This is a genomic window from Risungbinella massiliensis, assembly GCF_000942395.1.
Classification (GTDB): Bacteria; Bacillota; Bacilli; order Thermoactinomycetales; family Thermoactinomycetaceae; genus Risungbinella; species Risungbinella massiliensis.
The window spans coordinates 2024029-2046555 of record NZ_LN812102.1 but is presented as its reverse complement, the minus strand read 5'-3'; the positions used below and the strand labels follow the sequence as shown (position 1 = coordinate 2046555).

The following is a 22527-nucleotide window of genomic DNA, read 5'->3' as shown; positions in this document are numbered from 1 at the left end:
CCCTTAGGAGAAGGAATCATAAGGGAAGCGCATTAGGTTTTGTTTTTTTGTAAAAAAGAAGCCCCCCGATCAAACCTGGGGGACTCGCCAAACTTGGATGAGTGATTATTTCTTTAGTTTCGCAGGTTGTTGTGGAAGAGAAGAAGAATTTTTTCTGCTTGTTACAGGCTCTGCTCCCAAACCATCTGGAACGGAGAACTCCTGCTGAATGGTAGCTGCTGCTTCAAGCATATCTTTCACTGGAGTAGCTTTGGATTTTGATTGTGAGAATTTACAAAGTCCAAATCCATTTGCAAATTGCGCTTCAATTCCATAGTCTTCTGCAAAGATTAATTTCTCTCCAAATTTCTCACGGTAGAATGGTTTAAATGGAATGGAAGCTCCACCAGTCAAGATGATGTAAGTAATGTCATCACCGTAATCCAGACGGTTCCAAACCTCTTCGACTAGCGACTCACCGACTTCTTTGATACATTCTTGTACCACACTGCTTATATCATGTTGCTTTCCTTTAAAGCTGATCTCACCAGAATTCACGATGCGAGGAAGGCTCCAGATTGGATACTCTTTTCCGTTATTCTCTGGGTCTTGGGAACGAGTAAACTCAAGTAACCGCTTGGAGAGAAGTTGATATACATTGAGCATAGCGTGACGAGAGGTGAAACTTTGACGCTTGATAATGGTTTCACCGTGAAGCGTCTCAATATCAGAAGTGCCAAAGCCTAAATCATTGATACTAACTTTTTGAATAAAGAGGTCTTCGTTTAATAGCTTGCCATCACGGTCTAATGCAATATGGAACAAAGTAGCCATAGGTTGACTGATTACATAGAGGTTGTCCTTTTTAATTTCGAATTCGATCTTACGCCAAGGTAAATTACCTTGTTTTACTTCAAAACTATGTTTACCAATAATGCGACGTTTGAGTTCATCCTTATAGTCAATGTAGCTATCAGTAGGGAGTGCGATCGAGACAATAGGTTCACTATTTCCTTGTAACATTAAACCAGTGCTAACACGGAACATAATGAGGTATTCTTCCTCACGGAACCAAGTTGGACTAAAAAGACGACGTTTGTGAGAATCGAATAACTCATCGTCTCCAGATTGTTCTACAGCTAATTTCCCGCAGAACCATTCCCGGTCACCATCAAGTTCACGGTACATAATGTTGTGAGGATCGTTATTATATGTAATTTCCCCCACACGATTTGGTACTACCATGTTTCGGATAAACATTTTATAAAACTTTCCATTTGCACGGCTTACTACTTTTGTACCGTAGTAACCTTGGTCATTTCCTATGTAAACTGGATTAGTCATTTTGAACCTCCTAAGCCGTTTTCAAAAATAAGGCTCTTCTCTCAAAGATTCTATCAATAGCAGTAGAGAAGGGTCAATAAGAGAAATAATGATTTACTAATTATTTTCTGCAAATTGAGTCTTGTATTAATTTTATTTAATATAGTTTTCATTTCTTGTTGGATAATAATAAATATTAATGAAACTTTGAAAGTGAAGATAGGATCATATGATCTTATCTTTTTTGAGATAAATCGGTTCATTCAATTAAATTAGTGTAAACGTTGTTAAAATACAGATGTTTCACGTGAAACATCCAATTAATGACCATAGTTTCCTTAAATTAGAAGGGGACTCTGTTTTTTTTAGCGAAATATAACTGTGTTGTAGATTCGATTATTCTTGTGTGTTGTATTGGAGGGCTAGTGTAATATGTCTTTCTAAAGAGACTCGGATCTATGTACATTTAATTGAAATCATTATGGAGATTGGTGTAGAACTTTTATTTACTGGGAAACATCGTAGACAAGTGAAAGTGTTGGATAAGTAGAAAAGGTTTATAAGATAACACGGTGTCTACATGTTCTATATGTTCAAAAGGCCTCCTCCAGTTCACTAATCATAAAGTCGCATCATCTCAGGGGAATTTTCTGATTTTTGGTTTCGTCTTAAAGCTTTCAATCAGCTAAAGACTAACGTGTTTCTATGTAAATCAGTGACCAAACTGAAGAGGCGATTTTAGCAAGTCGCATTTGTATTATCATCTGGCAAGAGAAAGTGTGGGTGATTAACTGATGAGAGATTCACTGGGGCGTTGGTTTGGGATTGCTGAAAAGAATTTAGAACAAGTTCGAAATATCCCAGTTTCCGATGTAGACCCGAGCCCATACCAACCTCGTACAATTTTTGAAGACGATAAATTAGAAGAGTTGTGTCAAACAATTTCTACTCATGGTGTAATACAACCAATCATTGTACGAACAGTTGGCAAAAGATATGAATTAATTGCAGGGGAAAGGCGATTAAGAGCAGTAAAGTTGCTTAACTTGATAGAGATTCCTGCAATTGTTAGAGAGCTGAGTGATGAAGAAGCTTCTACAGCTGCATTAATTGAAAATCTACAACGTGAAGGGCTTACTTCGATTGAAGAGGCACATGCATATCAAAAATTAATTGAATTACAATCATTAACTCAGGAAGGATTGGCCAAAAGATTGGGAAAGGGGCAATCAACCATAGCTAACAAGCTACGGCTATTGCAACTCCCGATTGTGATTCAAGAAGCATTACAGAAACGAGCGATATCAGAGCGCCATGCAAGAGCACTACTCATTTTAAAAGAAGAACAACAACTTTTTATTTTAGAAGAGATACTTACAAAAGACTTAAATGTGAAGCAGACCGAGGAAAGGGTAAAGAAGTTTTTGCTACAGGAAGAAGAATTGGCAGAAGAAAATTCTCTAACCAAACAACAACGTAAAGCGGTTTCGCGTGACTTTCGGATTGCAATGAATACAATTCGCCAATCGATTGATATGGTAAAGCAAACAGGGATGGAAGTAACAGCTGCAGAACGAGAATTGGACGATTGTGTTGAGGTAGTAATTCGTATTACAAAAAAGGAACAGAGAAAGGATTGATAGAAAAATATTCTTTCAATAGAATGATACTAGACTCCTAACAAGGTTCTGATGTATTGAAATTAAGAGGTAATTTAAACGTGGGGTGGGAAAATGGGAAAGATTATTGCCATTGCCAACCAAAAAGGCGGAGTGGGTGTGCGTCCGTAAGTATTTGTATGTAGTGCCATAGGCTCAAGATGAGAGGGATCTTGATGGTCATCTGATTTACCTGAGATGGAAACATCGCAAGGGAACATAGCATATCAGAAAAGCCGTTTGTGCGGAGTAACTAGCAATCTGCAGGGAACGGCGAGACCAATGAACGATATGGTTAAGGCTTGATTGCTTGAATCCTAGTCTCTTTGCTGAACCGCCTGGAGGTGTGAAAGCTAGTTGATACACACTTGAGAAAGGTTATTGTTGTTGTACCCATGACAACGAGACTCTCTCCCTTTCTCCAGCACAAGAACGTGTAAGGGACAAACGGGAAACCTAAGTCGTTTCGTCTATGTACAAATAGAAACGGAGATGGTCTAAGTTGGCTTAAGTCCAATAGGATCACGGAGCCTTCATAGTAGTTGGAGATCGGGAGAGCCGATTACATAGCGAAGGAAGGCAGGTTGTCCACAGAGGAAACAGGAGGTATGCGAAATGCAGAGTGCCGAACAGCTCTTCTCTGTGCTTGCGAAAAAGGCAAGGAATTCTCCTGAGTTTCGCTTTCGACGAATATATCGAAATCTCTTTCAATCTTTTATCTACCATAGCCAAGCAAATGATTCTAAGTTAGGACAAGATGAAATTGTTGCTATGTGTAAGTTGTTAGAGACTGAAAAATATCGACCGAAAGAGATACTTAAAACAAGCGAAGGTAGACAATTCCAACAGATGTTGGAGGTAGTGTTAGCTAAGATATTAGAATCTATTTATCCCGAATCGAAACAAATTCCTGAAATGATTTACAACAACTTCTCTCAGTCCGTTCAAACATTTCGCCGATCCTTTCGACCATCTGACTGGTTCTATCATCTACAACTTCCCCTTTCTCCTATACAAAGAGTAATAACTCAAAAAATAGAAGATGGAAGATGGTGGAGATTGATACAAGAGGTCTTTCAATCAGGCCGGATGACCGAAAAGATCGGAAATCTCTATTATCGTGAGATTCTCTCTTTTCTTCAAAACAAGTTTTCTAATCGAGTCCAAACAGCATTTATAATGGGAAATCATTTGTTCATCCTTATCAACGAACCATTTATACAAAGCGAGAAGGATGAATGTAGGTTCCTTTGGGGAGAGGAAATGAGATGGAAACAAGAAGTTAGCCCAAAAAGTAGAGGGTCTTTTTTTGAATTTGATTGGTGTTGGGAAACGAATCGTAATCGGTTATTTTTATTGATTCCACCTAGTAGTTTGGCCAAAATGATCCAACCATTTCAACAAAGAGGAAGACCGATTCATCTACCAAATCGTCTTCATTTCACTCCCACGGAGATATGGAATTTGTTTCAGAGAGAAGAGAGGCAAATAAGGCAGAAATTCGAGTTGGCTGATAATAGTCGTACTGTTTTACATAAATTCCATTACTACCATTATCAAAGCCTACTTCTTACACTAGCAAAAAAAGAGAAAGTTTCGGTGAAAAAGATCAAACAAAAATATCGCTACATCCTATCTCGCTATGGGGAAAGGCAACTGGAGAGCCATATACATTGAAAGGTGTACGTATGGTTCGGAGGGGGTTTCTAGGAATCTAGAAGAATTCTAGCGCCTAGTTTCTACCCTACAAAACTACCACATCGGTAAATTTGGCAGCTAGTTTGGCTTCAGCTGGTAAAAAGGTTTTACTAGTAGATGTTGATCCGCAAGGAAATACCACAAGTGGATTAGGCATTAATAAAGCAAAGCTCGATCAATGTATCTATGATGTGTTGATTAACGAAACCTCTGCAGAAGAAGTAATTGTGGATACTGGTATTGAAAATTTATGGGTGTTGCCGGCTACAATTGAATTGGCAGGTGCAGAAATCGAACTGAGTCAAGCTATTTTACGAGAGCTTCGTTTAAAAGAAGCCCTAAATAGAGTACAGAGTTTGTTTGACTATGTGTTAGTAGACTGTCCTCCATCGTTAGGGTTAATCACACTAAATGCTTTAACTGCAGCCCAATCCGTTTTGATTCCAATTCAGTGTGAATTTTATGCTCTGGAAGGATTAAGTCAACTGCTTAATACGATACGGATGGTTCAAAAACACCTAAACAAGCATCTCGAAATTGAAGGCGTTTTATTAACCATGTTTGATCGTCGTACCAATCTGTCCACTCAGGTTATGGAAGAGGTACAAAAGCATTTCAAACAAAAAGTATATCGAACAGTTATTCCTCGTAATGTTCGACTTAGTGAAGCACCTAGTCACGGTAAACCAATATTGTTGTATGATGAGAGATCAAAAGGAGCAGAGTGCTATCTGCAATTAGCAGAAGAGGTGATTCAGAGTGAGTAAAGGATTAGGAAAAGGATTAGGGTCTCTTTTTCAAAGCTCCTTAGTAGAAGAAGATAAAGAGGAAGTATTAGATGAAGCCATAAAAGAGGTTTCCGTTGATGAACTTAGATCCAATCCATATCAACCAAGGCGGCACTTTGATGAAGAGGCTCTAAAAGAGTTAACCGATTCGGTAAGGGAACATGGTATTATCCAGCCGATCGTAGTACGAAAGAGCATTAAAGGCTATCAGATTGTAGCAGGCGAACGTCGAGTCAAAGCAGCGAAGAATGCAGGTCTTTCTACTATTCCGGCTGTCGTGAAAGAGTATTCGGATAAACAAATGATGGAGATTGCTCTCATTGAAAATTTACAACGGGAAGATCTCAATCCAATCGAGATTGCAGTTGCATATGAGAAACTGATTGAAGAACTAGGCTATACTCAGCAGCAATTGGCTGAACGATTAGGGATTAGTCGTCCCTTAGTCACCAACATACTACGTCTTCTAGAACTTCCAACAAACTTACAGGAGTATGTTTCACGTGGAACATTAACAAAGGGACATGCAATGGCTCTATTGAGTATCAAAGAGAAGGATATTCAGAGAAAATTAGCTGAGCGTGCGTTAAAAGATGGGTTAAGTGTTCGTCAATTGGAAGAATTAGTACAGCAAATAAACGAGAGTAAAAAAAATACACCAGCTAAAAAGTTACCTACCTCACCAGTGTTTAAACGGTATGAAGATATGTTACAAGAAGTATTGAGCACTCCAGTTAAAATCAAGCAGGGACGTAAGAAAGGCAGAATCGAAATCGAGTATTACTCGGAAAGAGAACTAGAAAGACTGATCGAGATGATGCATGGTGATCGCTTGATCTCCAACTAAATCAAGTACTAACTTAGAAACATGTGAGAATCTTGATCTAAAGGGTAATTACGTTGAAATGAATAAAAGTATTCTGATCAAGTCTTATGAGCGTATTCTTCCTTTAAAATTACTAAAAAAGATGATCCCGACTCACTTAGAGAGGGGATCATCTTTTTTGACTTAAAAATGAATGATTTGGTTTTTGTAATAGAGATGGGAATTGGGAATTTGCGAAACAAACATCTTGAATTGCATAGGAGATTGTCTCTGCCATTTTCATGACTACGTTTAATCGAGTGTTTTGTAACACCATATATTCCATAAATCCAGAGACATTTACTATACCAGTAATATGATAATCCCCTACTGCGGGTAGATCTTTGTTTACACCAGCACCCGGACGTATCGATCCTACTCCTAGTTCAATATATCCAATGCTTTTGGGTTTCCCTAAGCAGGCATCTATTGCTACTACTTTTGCGTCTGCGTGTTCTTCGGAGATAGTATGAAGATAATTTTTTAAATTTAGTGCGTGAACAGGCTGCTCTAAAGTACCATACACATATACATTAGGAAGAAAAGCTCTCTCTAAAAATGTTCCTACTAAGGGGCCGAGTGAATCACCTGTTGACCGATCTGTTCCGATACAGATAAAGACAATGTTCTGTTGTGATGGTTGATACTTTATTAATTGACGGAAATAGTCCGCTACTTGTGTTCTAGCATTGGAATCATGTACTCTCACTCGAAAGTTTGAAGTGGTCATTACCAATCACCATCCTTTACTCTGTACCAGTATACGGAAATCTACTAACTTTTATACTATTTACTCTACTTGTTTTTTATCTAATAAAAGCAAACGTGATAAAATAGGAAAAGGGAGGGGAGAGGTTATGTTTTATCGAATTATGAAGAGGATCATCGGCTTTATCTTGACTCTCTATCATCGAATCGATATAGAGGGATTAGATAGCCTCCCGACTGAAGGAAAGCTATTAGTTGTAGGCAATCATGTTAGTTACTTAGATCCTTTTTACATTGGGGCCATATTACCACGGAAGATTCATTTTATGGCTAGAGCGGAATCATTTCAGAACCCGATCACTAGGTGGGCTTTAAACCAATTAGAGGCATTTCCAGTAGATCGGAGCAAAGCAGATGTTCAAGCAGTACGTAAAGCTATTCAATATCTCGATCAAGAGAAAGTAGTAGGGCTTTTTCCAGAAGGTGGTATTCGGGATAAAGAATCTTTGGAGCAGATTAAACAAGGAGCAGCGTTTATTGCACTTAGAACAAACACACCAGTCATTCCAGTTTATATTGAGGGAACTATAAAGGCTCTAGGGGAAGGAAATTGGTGGATTCGGCCTGCTAAGATTCAAGTGCGTTTTGGGAGTATGATTGAACCTAAGCAATATACGGGTAAGAAAAAGGAAATACAAGAAAAGATGAGTATGGATATATTAGAAGAGCTAAGAAATTTACGGAATCAAATAGATCAAAAACAGACTGGTTGAATTCCAGATTTTCTATTTCTATAATGAAAGCAAAGAAGGAAGCGAGTGTGATCTCCATTGTTACGTAAGACATTTTCTCTAGGAGACGTCGTGGAGATGAAAAAGTCTCATCCTTGCGGAACCAATGCTTGGAAGATTGTTCGGATGGGAATGGATATCCGAATCAAGTGCACTGGTTGTGAACATAGCGTTCTCCTACCACGTGCTCGATTTGAGCAGAAGATGAAAAAAGTCTTGATAGCTGCAGATCCAGATTGAGAATCGATGATGGAATGTAAGAGGCAACCTGGTAGTAGGTGGAGGCCAGGTTGCCTCTTTTTTATGTCATTGTGTATTATCTAAATCTAGGAGCTGATTAGTTAGTTTTGGATAGTGGAATCGGAAGTATGATTTTTTAGCATTCCAACAAATCTGGGATTGTATAGCTAGATTTGTATAGAGTCGGAGAGGAAGAAGAAAATGGCGTTAACAACTGGAATAGTAGGGCTTCCAAACGTTGGGAAATCGACCCTGTTCAATGCAATTACACAAGCTGGTGCAGAATCGGCAAACTACCCGTTTTGTACAATTGATCCGAATGTAGGTGTAGTAGATGTACCGGATGAGCGTCTAACTCGTTTGGCAGAGCTGATCTCCCCACAACGGGTAATTCCTACCTCATTTCAATTTGTAGATATTGCAGGCCTTGTAAAAGGTGCAAGTAAAGGAGAAGGGCTGGGTAATAAGTTTCTTTCTCATATTCGGGAAGTAGATGCAATTATTCATGTAGTAAGATGCTTTGAGGATGAGAATATCACCCATGTTTCGGGCAAAGTAGATCCTGCTAGCGATATCGAGACAATCAACTTGGAGTTGTGTCTTGCTGACTTAGATACAGTAGAAAAGAGAATAGATCGCCTCGCGAAACAGAAAAAAAGCGGTGACAAAGCAGCTGCACAAGAACATGCTATTTTAGAAAAAATTAAGCCAGCATTAGAAGAGGGAAAGCCTGCTCGAACAGTGGAATTGGATAAAGACGAAAAACTTGCTATTAAAAGTTTGAACCTACTTACATTAAAGAACATGCTCTACGCTGCTAACGTAGCAGAAGGAGATGTAGGTACTGCGAATGAAAATCCTTATGTACAAGCAGTTCGTAAAATTGCTGAATTAGAAAGCTCAGGTGTTGTAACGATCAGTGCTCAAGTAGAGGCTGAGATTGCAGAGCTAGAAGGAGAAGAAAGAGAGATGTTCCTCCAAGAACTTGGATTAGAGCAATCAGGACTAGATCGCCTGATCCAAGCGGCATATCGACTTCTTGGATTAATTACCTATTTCACAGCGGGCGAAAAAGAGGTTCGTGCATGGACCATTCGTGAAGGCACGAAAGCACCACAAGCAGCTGGAGTAATTCATACCGATTTTGAACGTGGTTTTATTCGAGCAGAGGTCGTTGGTTATCAAGATCTAGTGGAAAACGGCTCTTTGAACCAAGCGAGAGAAAAAGGGCTTTTACGACTAGAAGGAAAAGAGTATGTTGTAGCCGATGGAGACGTGATGAATTTCCGCTTTAATGTTTAATAGGAAATTCCTTGATTGTCGAGGATCACTCTGATAGAATGAGTTATCGTGAGTATTTTTATGCTCCTTGCTCTTCTATTATATGAATCAGGAAGAGCCGTCAGCCCAAAAGGAGGTGTAGGAAGATGTCTAAATACGAAATGATGTATATCGTTCGTCCAGACGTAGAAGAGGAAGTTTTGAAAACGACTCGTGAGCGTTTGCAAGCAATTATCACCGACAACGGTGGTGAGCTGTTAGAGACGAATGATCTCGGAAAGCGTCGTCTAGCTTATTTGGTAAACCATGATGCGAAGAATTTCCGTGAAGGTTACTATACAGTAGTTACTTTCAACGGAAACGCTACTGTGGTAAACGAGCTAGATCGCGTTATTAACATCAGTGATATTGTAATTCGTAATTTAACGATTAACATCGATGAGAAATAAATTTTTGATAGTCCTAGAGAGGGAGAGGGTTCTTTGTGATAAACCGGGTCATCTTGATCGGGCGGTTAACCCATGATCCCGAGCTTCGCTATACTCCGAATGGAGTAGCAGTGACTAGCTTTTCGATTGCGGTTGATCGCAAGTTTACCAATCAAAAGGGAGAACGTGAAACGGATTTTATTCGGATTGTCACCTGGCAGAAGCTGGCTGAAAACTGCGCTAACTTCTTGAAGAAGGGTGCATTGGTTGGAGTGGATGGTCGCTTGCAGATTAATTCCTATGAAAACCAAGAAGGACGTACTGTTCGAAACCCGGAAATTGTAGCCGAAGATGTCCGTTTCTTAGAACCGAAATCGGCTCGTCAAGAAGCTGGCAGCCAAAGTGGTTACAATAACAATCAAGGATTTGGCAACCAAGGTTATGGAAACTCCAGTGGTGGAGGTTATAACCAAAGTTACAACAACCAGCGTAACCGACAATCTGATGATCCGTTTGCTGATGATGGCAGACAGATTGATCTCTCAGATGATGACCTTCCTTTCTAGTCCAAAAGTGGCAATGAAAATAAAAGGAGGGAATAAAAATGGCTCGTCGTCGTGGTCATAAACGTCGTAAAGTTTGTTTCTTTACGGCTAACAAAATCGAGTATATCGATTACAAAGATACAGACTTGCTACGTAAGTTCATCAGCGAACGAGGAAAAATTCTTCCACGTCGTGTGACAGGGACAAGCTCCAAGTATCAGCGTCAGCTGACTAGAGCAATTAAACGTGCTCGTCAAATGGCATTGTTGGCTTATACCAACGATTGATCAGAAAAACGCAGGGGTTTAGCACCCTGCGTTTTTCTTTTATATAAAACCTTCTATAATTGGCAGGATTTAGAAGGAATCTGTGGAAGATACTTCTATACGGAACTGCCTTTAGAAGGAGTGCATCGTTATGAATCGTCCAGAACATGGCGTTCATTTTGCCAAAAACTTAAAAGTGATTGACTGGTTGAAAACAGAGGTCTTAGATCAGATATCTAACTTATTTCGCGGACTTCATCATGCCAATCAGCGGATGATTATAGATAGCTTGTCTAGTCTCGTTGTATCGATCTATGTTCTAGGAAGACGAATGGGGCTTACCTATCGAGAGTTAGACCAAGAAGTCACCCAAAAACTGGTGGAGCATCAAGAGGATGGACATCAGTTAGAAGAATGGTATAGAGACCTGTCGATGTTAGAGGAATATATCAAAAACCGTTAAAATGGTTCTCGGACAAGCTCTACACAGGTAAAATTAGCTAACCCAAAAGAGTTGCTGATTTTTATAACTAGGGTAAAATAAATTGGAAAGAGCATTTGGAAAATCAGGGGATATTGTCCGAGGAGTTACACAAAATGTCTAGTTGGAATCAAAAAAATTCATATCGACTGTGGCAATGGGTACCAATCGTTTTTATAGCGATCCTATCCATTGTCTTATTTCGTATAGGTCTCTGGTTTGGATTGCTAGGTATATTCACTCTACTCATTACCGTGTTCATTCCGCGTTTGATGAAGAAGAGGTTAGACCAAGACTATACACATCGAGTGCTTAATTTAACACAGTCGTTAAACTACGTTAGTCAATCTACATTGGATGAGATGCCTTTTGGTGTTTTCATGTATGATTATGCTGGTAAGATACAATGGCACAATCCGTTTGTATCAAGAGTTTTTGAAGAAAGTTCTCTCATCGGCGAGAAGGTAACAGACCTATTGCCAGATCTTTCGAATGACTGGATGAATCAGGTGGAAGAGACCACTCTCACTAATAGAGAGTGTACTTATCGCCTTTATCATCATAGAAAAATGAAGTTTTTCTTCCTCCAAGATGTAAGTGAAGAAGTAGGACTTCGAAAAGCACAACGAAATAATGAAGTAGTGGTTGGTTATATTCATATTGATAACTTAGAAGAAGCAGTGTTGGGGCTTACCGATCAAGAAGAGACCGTTTTGATGAATAACGTAACCAATGCGATTTCTACATGGGCAAGTCATTATAAAATAGCTCTAAAGCGTTTGGAAACGGACAAAATGCTGTTTATCACCCAGTATAAAGTGATTGAAGAAGTTATAAAGCACAAATTTGATATTTTGGATATTGTGCGGGAGGTAACACAGCAAAACAAAATCCCTGTCACCCTTAGCTTAGGTTGCTCCAGTGTTGGGGGGAACATGGCTGATCGTTTACAATACGCACAGTCTACTTTAGACATTGCCTTAGCAAGAGGAGGAGATCAGGCGGCGGTACAAGAGGGAGATAAGATAAGGTTCTATGGTGGGAAAACAAATGCCGTAGAAAAACGAACTCGAGTAAAAGCGCGGGCAATCTCTCAATCGATGAGTAAGCTGATCCATAGTTGTTCGAGAGTATTAGTAATGGGACACAAGAATCCAGACATGGATGCGATCGGTTCAGCAATTGGTGTCATGAAATTGGCTAGAATTCATGAAAAAGAGTCATTTTTGATTTTGGATGAAGAGAACAGCTCGATTGATCGATTAATGGTAAGTATTCGTGAAAATGAGTTTTATCGAAAGCGAATTATCTCTCCATTAGATGCGTATGAGTGGTTGAATGACTCCGATACGCTTTTAGTTATCGTAGATACGCACAAACCTTCCTTAGTAATAGATCCGAAGTTACTAGAAGGGGAAATGAAGATTGTCGTAATCGATCATCATCGACGCGGAGAAGATTTTGTAGATCATGCGGTAATTACTTATGTAGAACCGTATTCTTCCTCTACATGTGAGTTAGTCACTGAATTGATTCAATATCAGAATAAATCTTTTGCGATGGACTCATTAGAAGCAACTGCACTACTTACAGGTATTGTGGTAGATACTCAAAACTTTACTGTACGTGCAGGATCTCGAACTTTCGAGGCAGCCTCCTATTTACGACAACAAGGGGCTGATCTGATGATGGTACGCGCACTTTTAAAAGAGGATCTAGAGCACTTCTTAAAAAGAGCAGAACTGATCCGCAATACAGAGCTTCTAAACAAAAAATTTGCTGTTGCGATAGGCAAAGATAATGAAATCTATGACCAACTGCAAATTGCTCAAGCGGCCGATACTCTTCTTCATATGAAGGATATTGTAGCTTCTTTTGTTATTGGAAAAAGGGCAGATGGTCTAGTGTCAATAAGTGCAAGATCAGATGGAAAATTAAATGTACAAGTATTAATGGAAGAATTCCAAGGTGGGGGTCACCTCACAAATGCAGCAGCACAGATACAGGGTGGTCTAGAAGAGGCCAAAGAAAAGTTAGTCAACCTGTTACACGAGACACAGAAAAGTGGAGGGGTAGACCTATGAAAGTGATTTTATTGCAAGATGTGAAAGGAACTGGGAAAAAAGGGGAGATCAAAGAGGTAGCAGAGGGTTATGCTCAAAATTTTCTCTTGAAAAGAAAGCTAGCTCTTCCTGCATCGGATGGTAATCTGAATACGTTGAAGGACCAAAAAGAGCGTGATGAACGAAAAAAAGAGGCTGAAGTAGAGTCCGCAAAAGAGTTAGCGAAGAAATTAGAAGGTCTAAAGGTAGTTATCTCAGCAAAGTCGGGTGATGGTGGTCGTTTATTCGGTGCGGTTTCTTCTAAACAGGTAGCAGAAGAGCTGAAAAAACAACACCAAGTGAAGGTGGAGAAAAAGAAACTAGTTCTCGCAGAGCCTATAAGAACATTAGGATTTACTCAGATTCCAGTAAAGCTACATCCAAAAGTAACGGCAACGTTACAGGTACAAGTGGTAGAACAAAAATAGATACGAATCTAAGCGACAATAGATGGTATGGTAAAGGCGATTATTCACGATTTTTTTGGAGCGATGTTGTTGCATAAACTCAAGCACCACTGGATGATTGCGACTTTGAGAAAAGGATACGAGTAGCCATAAGTAGTAAAGTTATCTGTCGTAAAATCTTGTTAGACCAAATCGGCAGTGGGTTTAAGATCTAACTATTATAATGCAACATTTTTCTGATCAATGGCTAAGCCCCACAGTCAGCTGTTAGTGGGGTTTTTTGCATGGAGGTGAAGCTATGAGCGAGGTAATATCAGACCGTTTACCACCACATAATATAGATGCAGAGCAAGCTGTGCTAGGAGCCATCTTATTGCAACCAGATGTAGTAGTCTCGGTAAACGAGATTATTCGTGCAGAAGATTTTTATCGACAAGCACATCAAAAACTTTATCGAGTCATGAATGGTCTTGTGGAAAAGGGGGAACCGGTTGACTTAGTAACACTTACCTCGGAACTACAAGATCAGCAGCTAATAGAAGAGATCGGTGGTATTGCCTATCTAACAGAGCTCTCTGGAGCAGTACCTACGGCAGCAAACGTGGAATATTATGCGAAAATTGTAGAGCAAAAGTCACTGGCAAGAAAATTGATTTTTACTGCAACGGAGATTGCACAAAGCGGTTATCAAAGTGGTGAAAACGTTCGAGATGTAGTAGATGAGGCGGAACGGAAGATACTAGCAATATCTCAAAAAGGAACACGTGGAGGGTTCGCTCCTATTCAAGATGTACTGATGGAGTCCTTTGAACAAATTGAAGCACTCCATTATAATAAATCAGGTTTAAGAGGGATTCCTACTGGGTTCGTCGATTTAGATCGGATGACTTCTGGGTTGAATAAATCAGATCTGATTATATTGGCAGCTCGCCCCGCTATGGGAAAAACCGCTTTTGCACTAAATTTAGCGCAGAATGTTGCTCTTCGAACGAGAGAGACTGTTGCGATTTTCAACTTGGAGATGTCTGCTTCCCAGATGGTAATGAGGATGATTGCAGCAGAAGGGAATATAGATGCGCAAGCTTTTCGTACTGGTAACTTAAATGAAGAAGATTGGGAAAAACTAACGATGGCAATTAGTAGCTTATCGGAGGCTCCCATTTATATTGATGACACTCCTGGAGTAACAGTACACGATATCCGTGCAAAGTTGCGCAGATTAAAAGCGGAACGTGGACTAGGGCTTGTAATGATCGATTATCTACAGTTAATTAATGGTCACTCAGGAGATAGTAGACAACAGGAAATATCCGAAATATCCCGATCGCTAAAACTAATGGCTCGGGAGTTAGAGTGCCCAGTAATTGCATTGTCACAGCTATCCCGTGCAGTAGAGCAGCGTCAAGATAAACGACCGATGCTCTCCGATTTGAGAGAATCTGGTTCGATTGAGCAGGATGCTGACATCGTAGCTTTTCTCTATCGCGATGATTACTACAATGAAGACTCGGAGAAGAAAAATATTGCCGAATTGATTATTGGGAAACAGCGGAATGGTCCTGTAGGAAAAGTGGAGTTGTTATTCTTAAAAAACTATAATAAGTTTCTCAGTCTCGAAATTAGGCAGCAAGCCGAATAAACTTTTGTAGCACTTACAGAAACGTTCGGGAAACATTGACGGAAAGTGGCTTTAATTGCTAAAATGACACTGTAATTTTAATGGTACGTGAAAATAGAGGCAACGTTTAGGAGGTAGCCCATGTCAACAGTAGTAGTGGTCGGAACACAATGGGGCGATGAAGGAAAAGGAAAAATAACGGATTACTTAGCAGAAAGTGCTGAAGTAGTAGCTCGTTATCAAGGAGGGAATAATGCAGGCCATACCATCGTATTCGGTGGAACTCGTTATAAGCTCCATATGATTCCTTCTGGTATCTTCTACCAAGATAAAATATGTGTCCTTGGAAACGGAATGGTGATCAATCCATCTGCGCTAATTGAGGAGCTCGATTATTTAGTAGGTCATGGTGTGAAATTAGATAACTTACGGATTTCGGATCGAGCACATCTGATTATGCCGTATCATTTACGTTTAGACCAAGCAGAAGAATTGAGTAAAGGAACCAGCAAGATCGGTACGACCGGTAAAGGAATTGGTCCTGCCTATATGGACAAAGCAGCAAGGGTCGGTATTCGTGTAGGAGATCTATTAAATCCAAAGCGATTCGCAGAAAAGTTAAAGCGGAACTTAGAAGAAAAGAATCGGATTCTGGAAAAGATCTATCAACTGGATGGATTTGAGTTTGAGGAAATTTACAACAGCTATCTTCAGTCTGCTGAGCGCATCCGTCCATATATCATGGATACTTCTGTTGTGTTAAATGATGCAGTAGATGAGGGAAAACGTGTCCTTTTTGAAGGAGCACAAGGGGTTATGCTTGATATTGACCAAGGAACTTACCCGTTTGTAACTTCTTCTAACCCAGTGGCTGGTGGAGTTTGTATCGGTTCAGGTGTAGGTCCTACCAAGATCCATCAAGTAGTTGGGGTTGCCAAAGCTTATACCACTCGTGTTGGAGATGGCCCTTTCCCAACGGAACTTCATGATGAAATTGGAAATCAAATTCGGGAAGTTGGAAGAGAGTATGGCACTACCACAGGCCGACCAAGACGTGTAGGATGGTTTGATAGTGTCGTAGTTCGTCATGCTCGCCGAGTTAGTGGAATTACAGGACTTTCCCTCAACTCATTAGATGTTTTGACTGGACTTGAGACAGTGAAGATCTGTACAGCATATCGTTGCAATGGGAAGATTATTGATAACTACCCATCTGATCTGGATCTGGTTGGACAATGTGAACCAGTCTATGAAGAACTACCAGGTTGGAGCGAGGATATCACCAAAGCACGTAGTCTAGAAGATCTACCACTATCCACACAACACTACATTGAACGGATCACCCAACTAACAGGAATTCCGCTTGCTATCTTCTCTGTTGGACCTGATAGAGATCAAACGATCCAAGTTCGTCCTGTTTATGTGTAAGATTGTAAAATAAGCAAAACCACCTCTGGATTAGGAATCATTATTCAAGAGGTGGTTTTTTGTCTATTAAAATAAAGGTATAGTAGTCCATTTCACTTATTTAATGAATAAATTACCGTTCATCCCTAAAGTGCCCGATAAATTCATCATCTCGTAATCTACGGATTTTATCATAAGTCAATGAGTCGTACATATTCCAAAATTTGAGATACTCATGTCTTCCATTGGATAAAATTCTTTCCCTTTGTTGATAACAATCTTATTGTTTATTACTAAATCTTTCTTACTTGAAGTATTTCAAAATAGTCTTCCATTAAGCTGTTCTTCATCTGGTGGGTTACTTTATTATTTTCAAATGTGATTACTTAGATATTCCCCATCATATCGTTAACTTGATATAATGTCGCTTTTGGAATAAAACAAGTCTTCCCATATCCAATCTTATATGGCACGAAGTTCTGCTTTTTCACCACAGAATGATGGAGATAGATATATTGTTAACATAGCCATCTCCCTCTTTATATTACTTATGATAGGCTTCCCCTCGTTGAATTTTACAAGCTCGGTATACTTGTTCATACAAGATTACTCTCATCATTTGGTGAGGAAAAGTAAAGCTAGAGAAAGAAAGGGAAAAATCCGCCCGTTGGTATACTTCTGGGGACAATCCATATGATCCACCAATTACAAAGGAGATTTTAGACTTTCCTCGAAGAGCTAGCTCTTCCAAGTGCTCTGCTAAATCTTCCGAAGTAAGGGACTTCCCTTTTACTGCTAGGACAATACAGTAAGCATCTGTTGGAATCGCTTGAAGAATTCGGGAGCCTTCTTTCTGTAGGATCATCTTTACCTCACTTGGATGTACTGGCTCAGATGCTTTTTCTTCTGCTAACTCTAGCTCGTCCAATTTAATATAAGCACCAAGACGCTTTCGATATTCTTCGCAGGCCTGTTTCCAATACTTTTCTTTCAATTTACCTACGGTAACGAACTGAATCTTCATGGTTACTCCCCTTCGTTTAAACCATACTCAAACACAAAGTAATACTCAGCTGGTTGGTTACACCAGTTACATTTTGTTTTCCCTCGTTCTTCGTCAGGGATTAATTCTAAAGAGGGAGCGGTCATCGTTTCCTCTACTAAGTCATCCATCAAATAATCGATATGTTCTGCACAAGCAGCATTCATCAGATTTTTCTCCTTTTCAAAAAAGTTATCCACATTATCCACAGGCTAATCACATGAAATGATTTCCAATTAAGGTAGAAAAGAGCCTTTTCCTAAATGTAACCTTTAGGAAAGGGCTCCTTTTCTTGAGTAGATACCATTGATTCTACTGAGGTGTATCAGATAATTGAACAGCTACAGTCTGTTTGGATCCATTCCGATAGAAGGTAACATTGACTGTTGAGTTAACAGCTTTATTTTTGTAAAGAAAGCGTCGGATATCGGAACTAGAAGCCACTGGTTGGTTATCTAGTGCCACGATAATATCTTTCTCCCGTAGACCGGCTGTTCGAGCAGGGGTATTAAAATCAACTTCGTCAATGACCACTCCACTTTTGATGTTAGCAGGTACTTGCAAGTCCTGCCAGATGGAAGTAGGCAGCTTTTCGAGATCTACCAAGGTAACACCAAGGTATGGCCTTGGTACACGACCATGTTGGATCAATGCTTGGATAATAGGAAGGGCATCATTGGATGGGATGGCGAATCCTAATCCTTCCACACCTGATTGAGCGATCTTGAGACTGTTGATCCCAATTACTTGACCACTAGAATTTACTAGTGCGCCACCGCTATTCCCTGGATTGATTGCAGCATCGGTCTGAATTACATCTGTGTCTAACCGTTCTGTGATTTTAATCGTTCTACGTGTGGAACTAATGACACCAACAGTTACCGATTGAGAAAATTGAGGTCCTAGTGGGTTTCCGATGGCGATCGCTGGTTCCCCTGGGCGTAGTGTATCGGAGTTCCCGAATTGTGCTACCACTTTGACGTCTTCTGCTCCAATTTCCAATACTGCTAAATCTGTAATGGGATCGGAGCCAAGGACTTTAGCAGGAACTGTTTTTGGCTGGTTATCCAGAGGGAGGGTGACTCTAACTTCCTTGGCACCTTCAATTACATGGTAGTTGGTAACAACATGAGCCTTTCCATCCTTTTTCTGGAAAATAATACCGGATCCAGTTCCTTGTTTTGCATCTTCGGAGTTGTTATCTCCACTAGAGAATCCAATATTCTCAATTCCTACCACAGCAGAGCGCACCTTATCCACTGCTTCGGTAATTTCGGAGTTCACTTTCACACTGGTAGTTTGGTAGGGACCTTGGATTTCACTGGTACCTACAGGACTTTTAGGCGCTGGAATGATACCGGATTGTGTTAATAAAGGAGAGATCAGAAGTGCCACAATACCACCTATGATAGCCGAGACCATTGGCACAAGCCAGCGGGGTTTTTTCCGCTTTGGTTTGGACGGTTCTGGTGGCTCAGATGGCGGAGAAGGTGGTTGTACTTCTTTTTTCTCTTCATAAAACTCCGGCTGATCGTACAAACTCATAGAATTGCCCCTTTCTAATACGATCATGGAGAAACCTTACTCCTTATTATACTAAATTGCCATTTTTTCATGAAACAAGTTCGATAAATTTCGTAAAGCTGCCAGCTTTTCACCATATAATCACCAAATAAGGACAGAATTATAACCACAAAAAAACACTTGACTATAGAAGCCAAGTGCTATGAAACACTGACAGAAGCAAATAGGTTGCCAACTGGAACTGTTTTTCTTTTAACCGGAGATAGCGGGGTAGGGCGGTCTGCATAGGTTTCGAATAACCGAACGGCTTGTCCTACTTCTGCTCCGCTGTCTTCTAATATATTTTTCACTGTAAGATGCGCCAGCTCTTGGAGATTGTTCTCTCGGGATAAGTGTGCTAGGTAGACATTTTCCCCTTCGCCAGCTAATACCTCTCGTAGAGCATCGCCAGAATCTTGATTGGAGAGATGACCTACATCACTTAAAATTCGGCGTTTTGTACTCCAAGGATAAGGACCCATACGTAGCATCTCCACATCGTGATTGCTTTCCCAGATCAACGTATGAGATCCTTGTACTTTTTCTACGATTTTAGAGGAGACATAGCCTGTGTCTGTCACGATTGCAATTTTCTCCTGCTCTTTACAAACGACAAAACCCATTGGATCTGCTGCATCATGTGATATCGAGAAAGATTCCACATGGAGATCTTGCCAATCCATCGCATTGTTGCTTCCAAAAGAGCGAAATAGTTCTTTTGGGATCTCGCCTACACTATTCGGGAGGTTTTGGAGAGTAGCATCATTACAGAATATAGGCAGTTGATACCGGCGTGCCCAGACTCCTAGCCCTTTGACATGATCGATGTGCTCATGGGTGATAAAGAGAGCTTGGATGCTCTCAGGATCTACGTCAATCGCTTTTAATCGTAATTCGATCTGTTTGGCACTGAGCCCGACATCTACTAACATTCTACTTTCTTCGCTCTCTATATAAATGGCATTGCCAGAACTACCGCTTGCTAATACACTTACTCGCATAGCTCTCTCCTAATCTATAGAACTCCTATACAAAATCTCGAAATGCGCGAGAATCCTGATCTGAGGAGGCACTTAGTTAAAAGCGATAAAATGTTCTGATCAGGATTCTCTTATGTGAGCATGTAGGAGCTTCTTATTTTTAGTTTTAAAAAAAAGATCCTATCTAATTTTCCGTAATTAATTCTGTGCTACTGTCGGATTTGTGAGCATTGACTAGATGTGAACTGTCCCCGATTTGAAAGCGCCAATAGGGTACCAAATAAGCTGGATCATCGGAGCTTAACCAGTATACTAGTTGAATGGAATCAATCTGTTTATCGATAAAAGTTTTTGGATCTTTGTTGTTGATCAAGGTATATAAAGCATTATTGACCGGAATCAGAGGAATTGGTTCTCCATTATCAACTGGAACAAACAAAACCCCTTTTACCTTGATTTTACCATTTGAGTAGGTAGCTTCTAAAGGGTTGGAATAGATTGGAATTTCTCCAATCATTTGATTGAAATAATATGTATCCCCTTCGCGACGACCAGTGTAGGATAACTCCCCTGAATAAACAGTCTGGATAGCTGACTTGATCGCTGTAGCAGTAGCCTTCTCTGTTCCGGGTGGGATTGTTGCATTTACTTCAAACAAACTATCTTCTACTCGAACATGACTTGGAAATGTTTCAATCTGACCTTTCCATAAATTTACCTTTTCAATATTGCGGGGCTTTTTTTGAGGATCAAGCTGTACTTGATTTGCTTTTAATAGATTATTGATTTGATCATCTGAGATGAGGTTGTTGTTTACATACAGACTCTGATTGTAGACGGTATCATTCAGTTGAGAAGCGAGGTAGAGATTCAGTAGAAGAAACGTAACAATTAAAATGGTCTTTGCACGCCGCCAATCCATCTAACTCTCGCCTCCAATCAAAACTTCTGTACCAGATACCGTTTGGATTTTCCAATAAGGAACGAATTCTACCGTATTAACTTCCGATCGTCTCATTTGATAGATCGGATAAAGCTGTGTAACCTCGGTTAGTGGGAGATTCCGTTTGTGAAGTTCATCCAATACTTGTGTACGACCCGGTAGGGTACTGGATTGAACGCTTTTCTCTTGTTTTATAATTTCCAGAGATCGTTGATAACTTCCCACACCAGAAGCATTACTACTGTCTGGAGTTAAAAGAATTTGATCGAGTTGAGTTTGGGAGTCCCTCTCTGTTGATTTAGGAGCATAGACAGGAATCCCTTCATGCAACAATCGAAAAACAAATGTATCCTTTTTTTCTGGGAGTACTTTCTCTAGCAGATAGGAGCCAGTCCATCCATAATGTTTTAGCATAAACTCACTTTGAATCGTTTCAATCTGGCTACTAATTACTTTCTCCTCGCCATCTCGATTGGAGTTATCGGTGTAGCGAATTTCATTTTTCGCTTGATTATAGACCAGCGTTTGATCGTTAAAAAGATAGATCAACTCATTGTTGTTGTTGATCGCGTCAATTTTGTAGTCACGTCGAAACAGGATTTTTTTCATCTCTTCAATTGAGTATATGGTTGTCTCAAAAGTTGGTCTTGTAACCTGCCATGGATCGTTTGGTAGATAGAAAACACGGCTAAAGGTGGCACCTGAGCCAGGATCCCAAGGTGGCTTATTATTATTTCCATAGATAGGCGTCACTTGTTCGTCAGGAGAATTTGAAATGGCATTAACCAACTGAGAGTGAAAGTTTGGAACAAGAGTAGTTGCCATAGTAGCCTGTACAACAGAGTGTGTTTCATCGCTTATAAACCAGATCTTAGGGTTAGATTGATTACGATCTTCCCACACCAAAATCCTGCTGATCTTCCCCATTTCTTTTAAAGGAGCTTTTCCATCAGAATCCAATAGCGATAAGAAAAAGGAGTCTACTTGTTCAAGTGTTAGATCTTGAAAGAATTGCATTTCCACCGAACTTGCTTCTTCTAAAATATACCGCCATTCTTGTGGGGTAGGGAATTTTCGCTCTACGTTGGTAAGGTCAGAATCTTGATGGATTGTCTTTATAAGATCTCGATAAACCTGATTTTTCTCTTTGGTAATGAGATAGTGTTGATTGCGTTGGTGGACTACCAAAAAAGGAGGAGCTGTCAGATCAAACACCTCTTTTTGGCGGTTGTCTACCTCTTTTCCAATAAGAGGTGTCTCTTGGTACTTGGTTTCCGTCGTTTCTGTATAGGGAGGAGAACTATACCATAACAGACCTGTTAGTGCAAAACTCGCCAAGATGAGCAGTATCAGAGTGGTTGTCTTGATACGCTCTTTGTTTTTCTTCCAGAACGAACTTCCCTTCTTCAACTGC

22 protein-coding genes and 1 pseudogene are annotated in these 22527 nt (G+C 40.0%); 15 read left to right on the top strand and 8 right to left on the bottom strand.

Features of this window, described 5'->3' with window-relative positions; genetic code table 11:
• Positions 1-105: 105 nt before the first annotated feature.
• Positions 106-1323, bottom strand: coding sequence for a ParM/StbA family protein (locus tag VJ09_RS10625; protein ID WP_044641415.1), 1218 nt, complete (start codon positions 1321-1323; stop codon positions 106-108).
• A gap of 773 nt (positions 1324-2096) precedes the next feature.
• On the opposite strand from VJ09_RS10625, the gene noc reads away from it, so the two are divergent.
• The 4 genes and pseudogenes from noc to VJ09_RS10605 all read left to right on the top strand — a co-directional run bounded on the left by noc (position 2097) and on the right by VJ09_RS10605 (position 6293).
• The gene (gene noc, locus VJ09_RS10620; protein WP_044641414.1) at positions 2097-2942 is read left to right on the top strand and encodes a nucleoid occlusion protein; all 846 of its coding nucleotides are present in this window, start codon (positions 2097-2099) and stop codon (positions 2940-2942) included.
• Positions 2943-3575: 633 nt separating this feature from the next.
• Positions 3576-4637, top strand: coding sequence for a hypothetical protein (locus VJ09_RS10615; RefSeq protein WP_044641413.1), 1062 nt, complete (start codon positions 3576-3578; stop codon positions 4635-4637).
• A gap of 71 nt (positions 4638-4708) precedes the next feature.
• Positions 4709-5425, top strand: a pseudogene (locus tag VJ09_RS10610) (ParA family protein); the annotation flags it as partial.
• Positions 5418-6293 (top strand): ParB/RepB/Spo0J family partition protein, encoded by an 876-nt coding sequence (locus tag VJ09_RS10605; protein WP_044641411.1) that lies wholly within the window; start codon positions 5418-5420, stop codon positions 6291-6293. The pseudogene VJ09_RS10610 and the gene VJ09_RS10605, both read left to right, overlap by 8 nt.
• A gap of 148 nt (positions 6294-6441) precedes the next feature.
• Here VJ09_RS10605 and yyaC read toward each other — a convergent pair whose 3' ends face one another.
• Complete coding sequence (gene yyaC, locus VJ09_RS10600) at positions 6442-7041, bottom strand: spore protease YyaC (protein WP_044641410.1); 600 nt, start codon at positions 7039-7041, stop codon at positions 6442-6444.
• Between the two features lie 127 nt (positions 7042-7168).
• Between yyaC and VJ09_RS10595 the strand changes: the two genes are divergently transcribed.
• From VJ09_RS10595 to VJ09_RS10545, 11 genes are all read left to right on the top strand, one after another.
• Positions 7169-7792 (top strand): lysophospholipid acyltransferase family protein, encoded by a 624-nt coding sequence (locus tag VJ09_RS10595; RefSeq protein ID WP_052807335.1) that lies wholly within the window; start codon positions 7169-7171, stop codon positions 7790-7792.
• Between the two features lie 57 nt (positions 7793-7849).
• Positions 7850-8050, top strand: coding sequence for a DUF951 domain-containing protein (locus VJ09_RS10590; protein WP_044641409.1), 201 nt, complete (start codon positions 7850-7852; stop codon positions 8048-8050).
• Positions 8051-8251: 201 nt separating this feature from the next.
• Positions 8252-9352 (top strand): redox-regulated ATPase YchF, encoded by a 1101-nt coding sequence (ychF, locus tag VJ09_RS10585; protein WP_044641408.1) that lies wholly within the window; start codon positions 8252-8254, stop codon positions 9350-9352.
• A gap of 125 nt (positions 9353-9477) precedes the next feature.
• Positions 9478-9780 carry a 30S ribosomal protein S6 gene (gene rpsF, locus VJ09_RS10580; RefSeq protein ID WP_044641407.1) on the top strand — a complete coding sequence of 101 codons (303 nt, stop codon included), beginning with the start codon at positions 9478-9480 and terminating at the stop codon, positions 9778-9780.
• 35 nt (positions 9781-9815) lie between these two features.
• The gene (ssb, locus tag VJ09_RS10575; RefSeq protein ID WP_044641406.1) at positions 9816-10325 is read left to right on the top strand and encodes a single-stranded DNA-binding protein; all 510 of its coding nucleotides are present in this window, start codon (positions 9816-9818) and stop codon (positions 10323-10325) included.
• A gap of 38 nt (positions 10326-10363) precedes the next feature.
• Complete coding sequence (gene rpsR, locus VJ09_RS10570; protein WP_044641405.1) at positions 10364-10591, top strand: 30S ribosomal protein S18; 228 nt, start codon at positions 10364-10366, stop codon at positions 10589-10591.
• Positions 10592-10721: 130 nt separating this feature from the next.
• Positions 10722-11033 (top strand): MazG-like family protein, encoded by a 312-nt coding sequence (locus VJ09_RS10565; protein WP_044641404.1) that lies wholly within the window; start codon positions 10722-10724, stop codon positions 11031-11033.
• A 134-nt stretch (positions 11034-11167) separates the two neighbouring features.
• Positions 11168-13135 carry a DHH family phosphoesterase gene (locus VJ09_RS10560; protein WP_044641403.1) on the top strand — a complete coding sequence of 656 codons (1968 nt, stop codon included), beginning with the start codon at positions 11168-11170 and terminating at the stop codon, positions 13133-13135.
• Positions 13132-13581, top strand: a complete 450-nt coding sequence (gene rplI, locus VJ09_RS10555) for a 50S ribosomal protein L9 (protein WP_044641402.1) — start codon at positions 13132-13134, stop codon at positions 13579-13581. Before VJ09_RS10560 ends, rplI begins: the two co-directional genes overlap by 4 nt.
• Before the next feature lie 277 nt (positions 13582-13858).
• Positions 13859-15199 carry a replicative DNA helicase gene (dnaB, locus tag VJ09_RS10550; RefSeq protein WP_044641401.1) on the top strand — a complete coding sequence of 447 codons (1341 nt, stop codon included), beginning with the start codon at positions 13859-13861 and terminating at the stop codon, positions 15197-15199.
• 120 nt (positions 15200-15319) lie between these two features.
• On the top strand, positions 15320-16606 hold the full coding sequence (locus VJ09_RS10545) for an adenylosuccinate synthase (protein WP_044641400.1): 1287 nt from the start codon (positions 15320-15322) through the stop codon (positions 16604-16606).
• A 523-nt stretch (positions 16607-17129) separates the two neighbouring features.
• Here VJ09_RS10545 and rlmH read toward each other — a convergent pair.
• The 6 genes from rlmH to yycH all read right to left on the bottom strand — a co-directional run bounded on the left by rlmH (position 17130) and on the right by yycH (position 22523).
• Positions 17130-17609 carry a 23S rRNA (pseudouridine(1915)-N(3))-methyltransferase RlmH gene (gene rlmH / locus VJ09_RS10540; protein ID WP_044641399.1) on the bottom strand — a complete coding sequence of 160 codons (480 nt, stop codon included), beginning with the start codon at positions 17607-17609 and terminating at the stop codon, positions 17130-17132.
• Positions 17610-17611: 2 nt separating this feature from the next.
• Complete coding sequence (locus VJ09_RS10535) at positions 17612-17794, bottom strand: CxxH/CxxC protein (RefSeq protein ID WP_044641398.1); 183 nt, start codon at positions 17792-17794, stop codon at positions 17612-17614.
• A 145-nt stretch (positions 17795-17939) separates the two neighbouring features.
• Complete coding sequence (locus tag VJ09_RS10530) at positions 17940-19172, bottom strand: S1C family serine protease (RefSeq protein ID WP_044641773.1); 1233 nt, start codon at positions 19170-19172, stop codon at positions 17940-17942.
• A 179-nt stretch (positions 19173-19351) separates the two neighbouring features.
• Positions 19352-20191 (bottom strand): MBL fold metallo-hydrolase, encoded by an 840-nt coding sequence (locus VJ09_RS10525; protein ID WP_044641397.1) that lies wholly within the window; start codon positions 20189-20191, stop codon positions 19352-19354.
• Between the two features lie 163 nt (positions 20192-20354).
• Positions 20355-21092, bottom strand: a complete 738-nt coding sequence (locus VJ09_RS10520; protein WP_044641396.1) for a two-component system regulatory protein YycI — start codon at positions 21090-21092, stop codon at positions 20355-20357.
• Entirely contained in the window at positions 21093-22523 is a 1431-nt protein-coding gene (gene yycH / locus VJ09_RS10515; RefSeq protein WP_044641395.1) for a two-component system activity regulator YycH, read from the bottom strand.
• Between the last annotated feature and the right edge of the window lie 4 nt (positions 22524-22527).

Excerpts from the sequence above, each read along its gene's own strand:
- VJ09_RS10625 (WP_044641415.1), bottom strand. The coding sequence starts at position 1,323 with ATGACTAATCCAGTTTACATAGGAAATGACCAAGGTTACTACGGTACA.
- noc (WP_044641414.1), top strand. The coding sequence starts at position 2,097 with ATGAGAGATTCACTGGGGCGTTGGTTTGGGATTGCTGAAAAGAATTTA.
- VJ09_RS10615 (WP_044641413.1), top strand. The coding sequence starts at position 3,576 with ATGCAGAGTGCCGAACAGCTCTTCTCTGTGCTTGCGAAAAAGGCAAGG.
- yyaC (WP_044641410.1), bottom strand. The coding sequence starts at position 7,041 with ATGACCACTTCAAACTTTCGAGTGAGAGTACATGATTCCAATGCTAGA.
- VJ09_RS10595 (WP_052807335.1), top strand. The coding sequence starts at position 7,169 with ATGTTTTATCGAATTATGAAGAGGATCATCGGCTTTATCTTGACTCTC.
- ychF (WP_044641408.1), top strand. The coding sequence starts at position 8,252 with ATGGCGTTAACAACTGGAATAGTAGGGCTTCCAAACGTTGGGAAATCG.
- rpsF (WP_044641407.1), top strand. The coding sequence starts at position 9,478 with ATGTCTAAATACGAAATGATGTATATCGTTCGTCCAGACGTAGAAGAG.
- rpsR (WP_044641405.1), top strand. The coding sequence starts at position 10,364 with ATGGCTCGTCGTCGTGGTCATAAACGTCGTAAAGTTTGTTTCTTTACG.
- VJ09_RS10565 (WP_044641404.1), top strand. The coding sequence starts at position 10,722 with ATGAATCGTCCAGAACATGGCGTTCATTTTGCCAAAAACTTAAAAGTG.
- VJ09_RS10560 (WP_044641403.1), top strand. The coding sequence starts at position 11,168 with ATGTCTAGTTGGAATCAAAAAAATTCATATCGACTGTGGCAATGGGTA.
- rplI (WP_044641402.1), top strand. The coding sequence starts at position 13,132 with ATGAAAGTGATTTTATTGCAAGATGTGAAAGGAACTGGGAAAAAAGGG.
- dnaB (WP_044641401.1), top strand. The coding sequence starts at position 13,859 with ATGAGCGAGGTAATATCAGACCGTTTACCACCACATAATATAGATGCA.
- VJ09_RS10545 (WP_044641400.1), top strand. The coding sequence starts at position 15,320 with ATGTCAACAGTAGTAGTGGTCGGAACACAATGGGGCGATGAAGGAAAA.
- rlmH (WP_044641399.1), bottom strand. The coding sequence starts at position 17,609 with ATGAAGATTCAGTTCGTTACCGTAGGTAAATTGAAAGAAAAGTATTGG.
- VJ09_RS10535 (WP_044641398.1), bottom strand. The coding sequence starts at position 17,794 with ATGAATGCTGCTTGTGCAGAACATATCGATTATTTGATGGATGACTTA.
- VJ09_RS10530 (WP_044641773.1), bottom strand. The coding sequence starts at position 19,172 with ATGAGTTTGTACGATCAGCCGGAGTTTTATGAAGAGAAAAAAGAAGTA.
- VJ09_RS10525 (WP_044641397.1), bottom strand. The coding sequence starts at position 20,191 with ATGCGAGTAAGTGTATTAGCAAGCGGTAGTTCTGGCAATGCCATTTAT.
- VJ09_RS10520 (WP_044641396.1), bottom strand. The coding sequence starts at position 21,092 with ATGGATTGGCGGCGTGCAAAGACCATTTTAATTGTTACGTTTCTTCTA.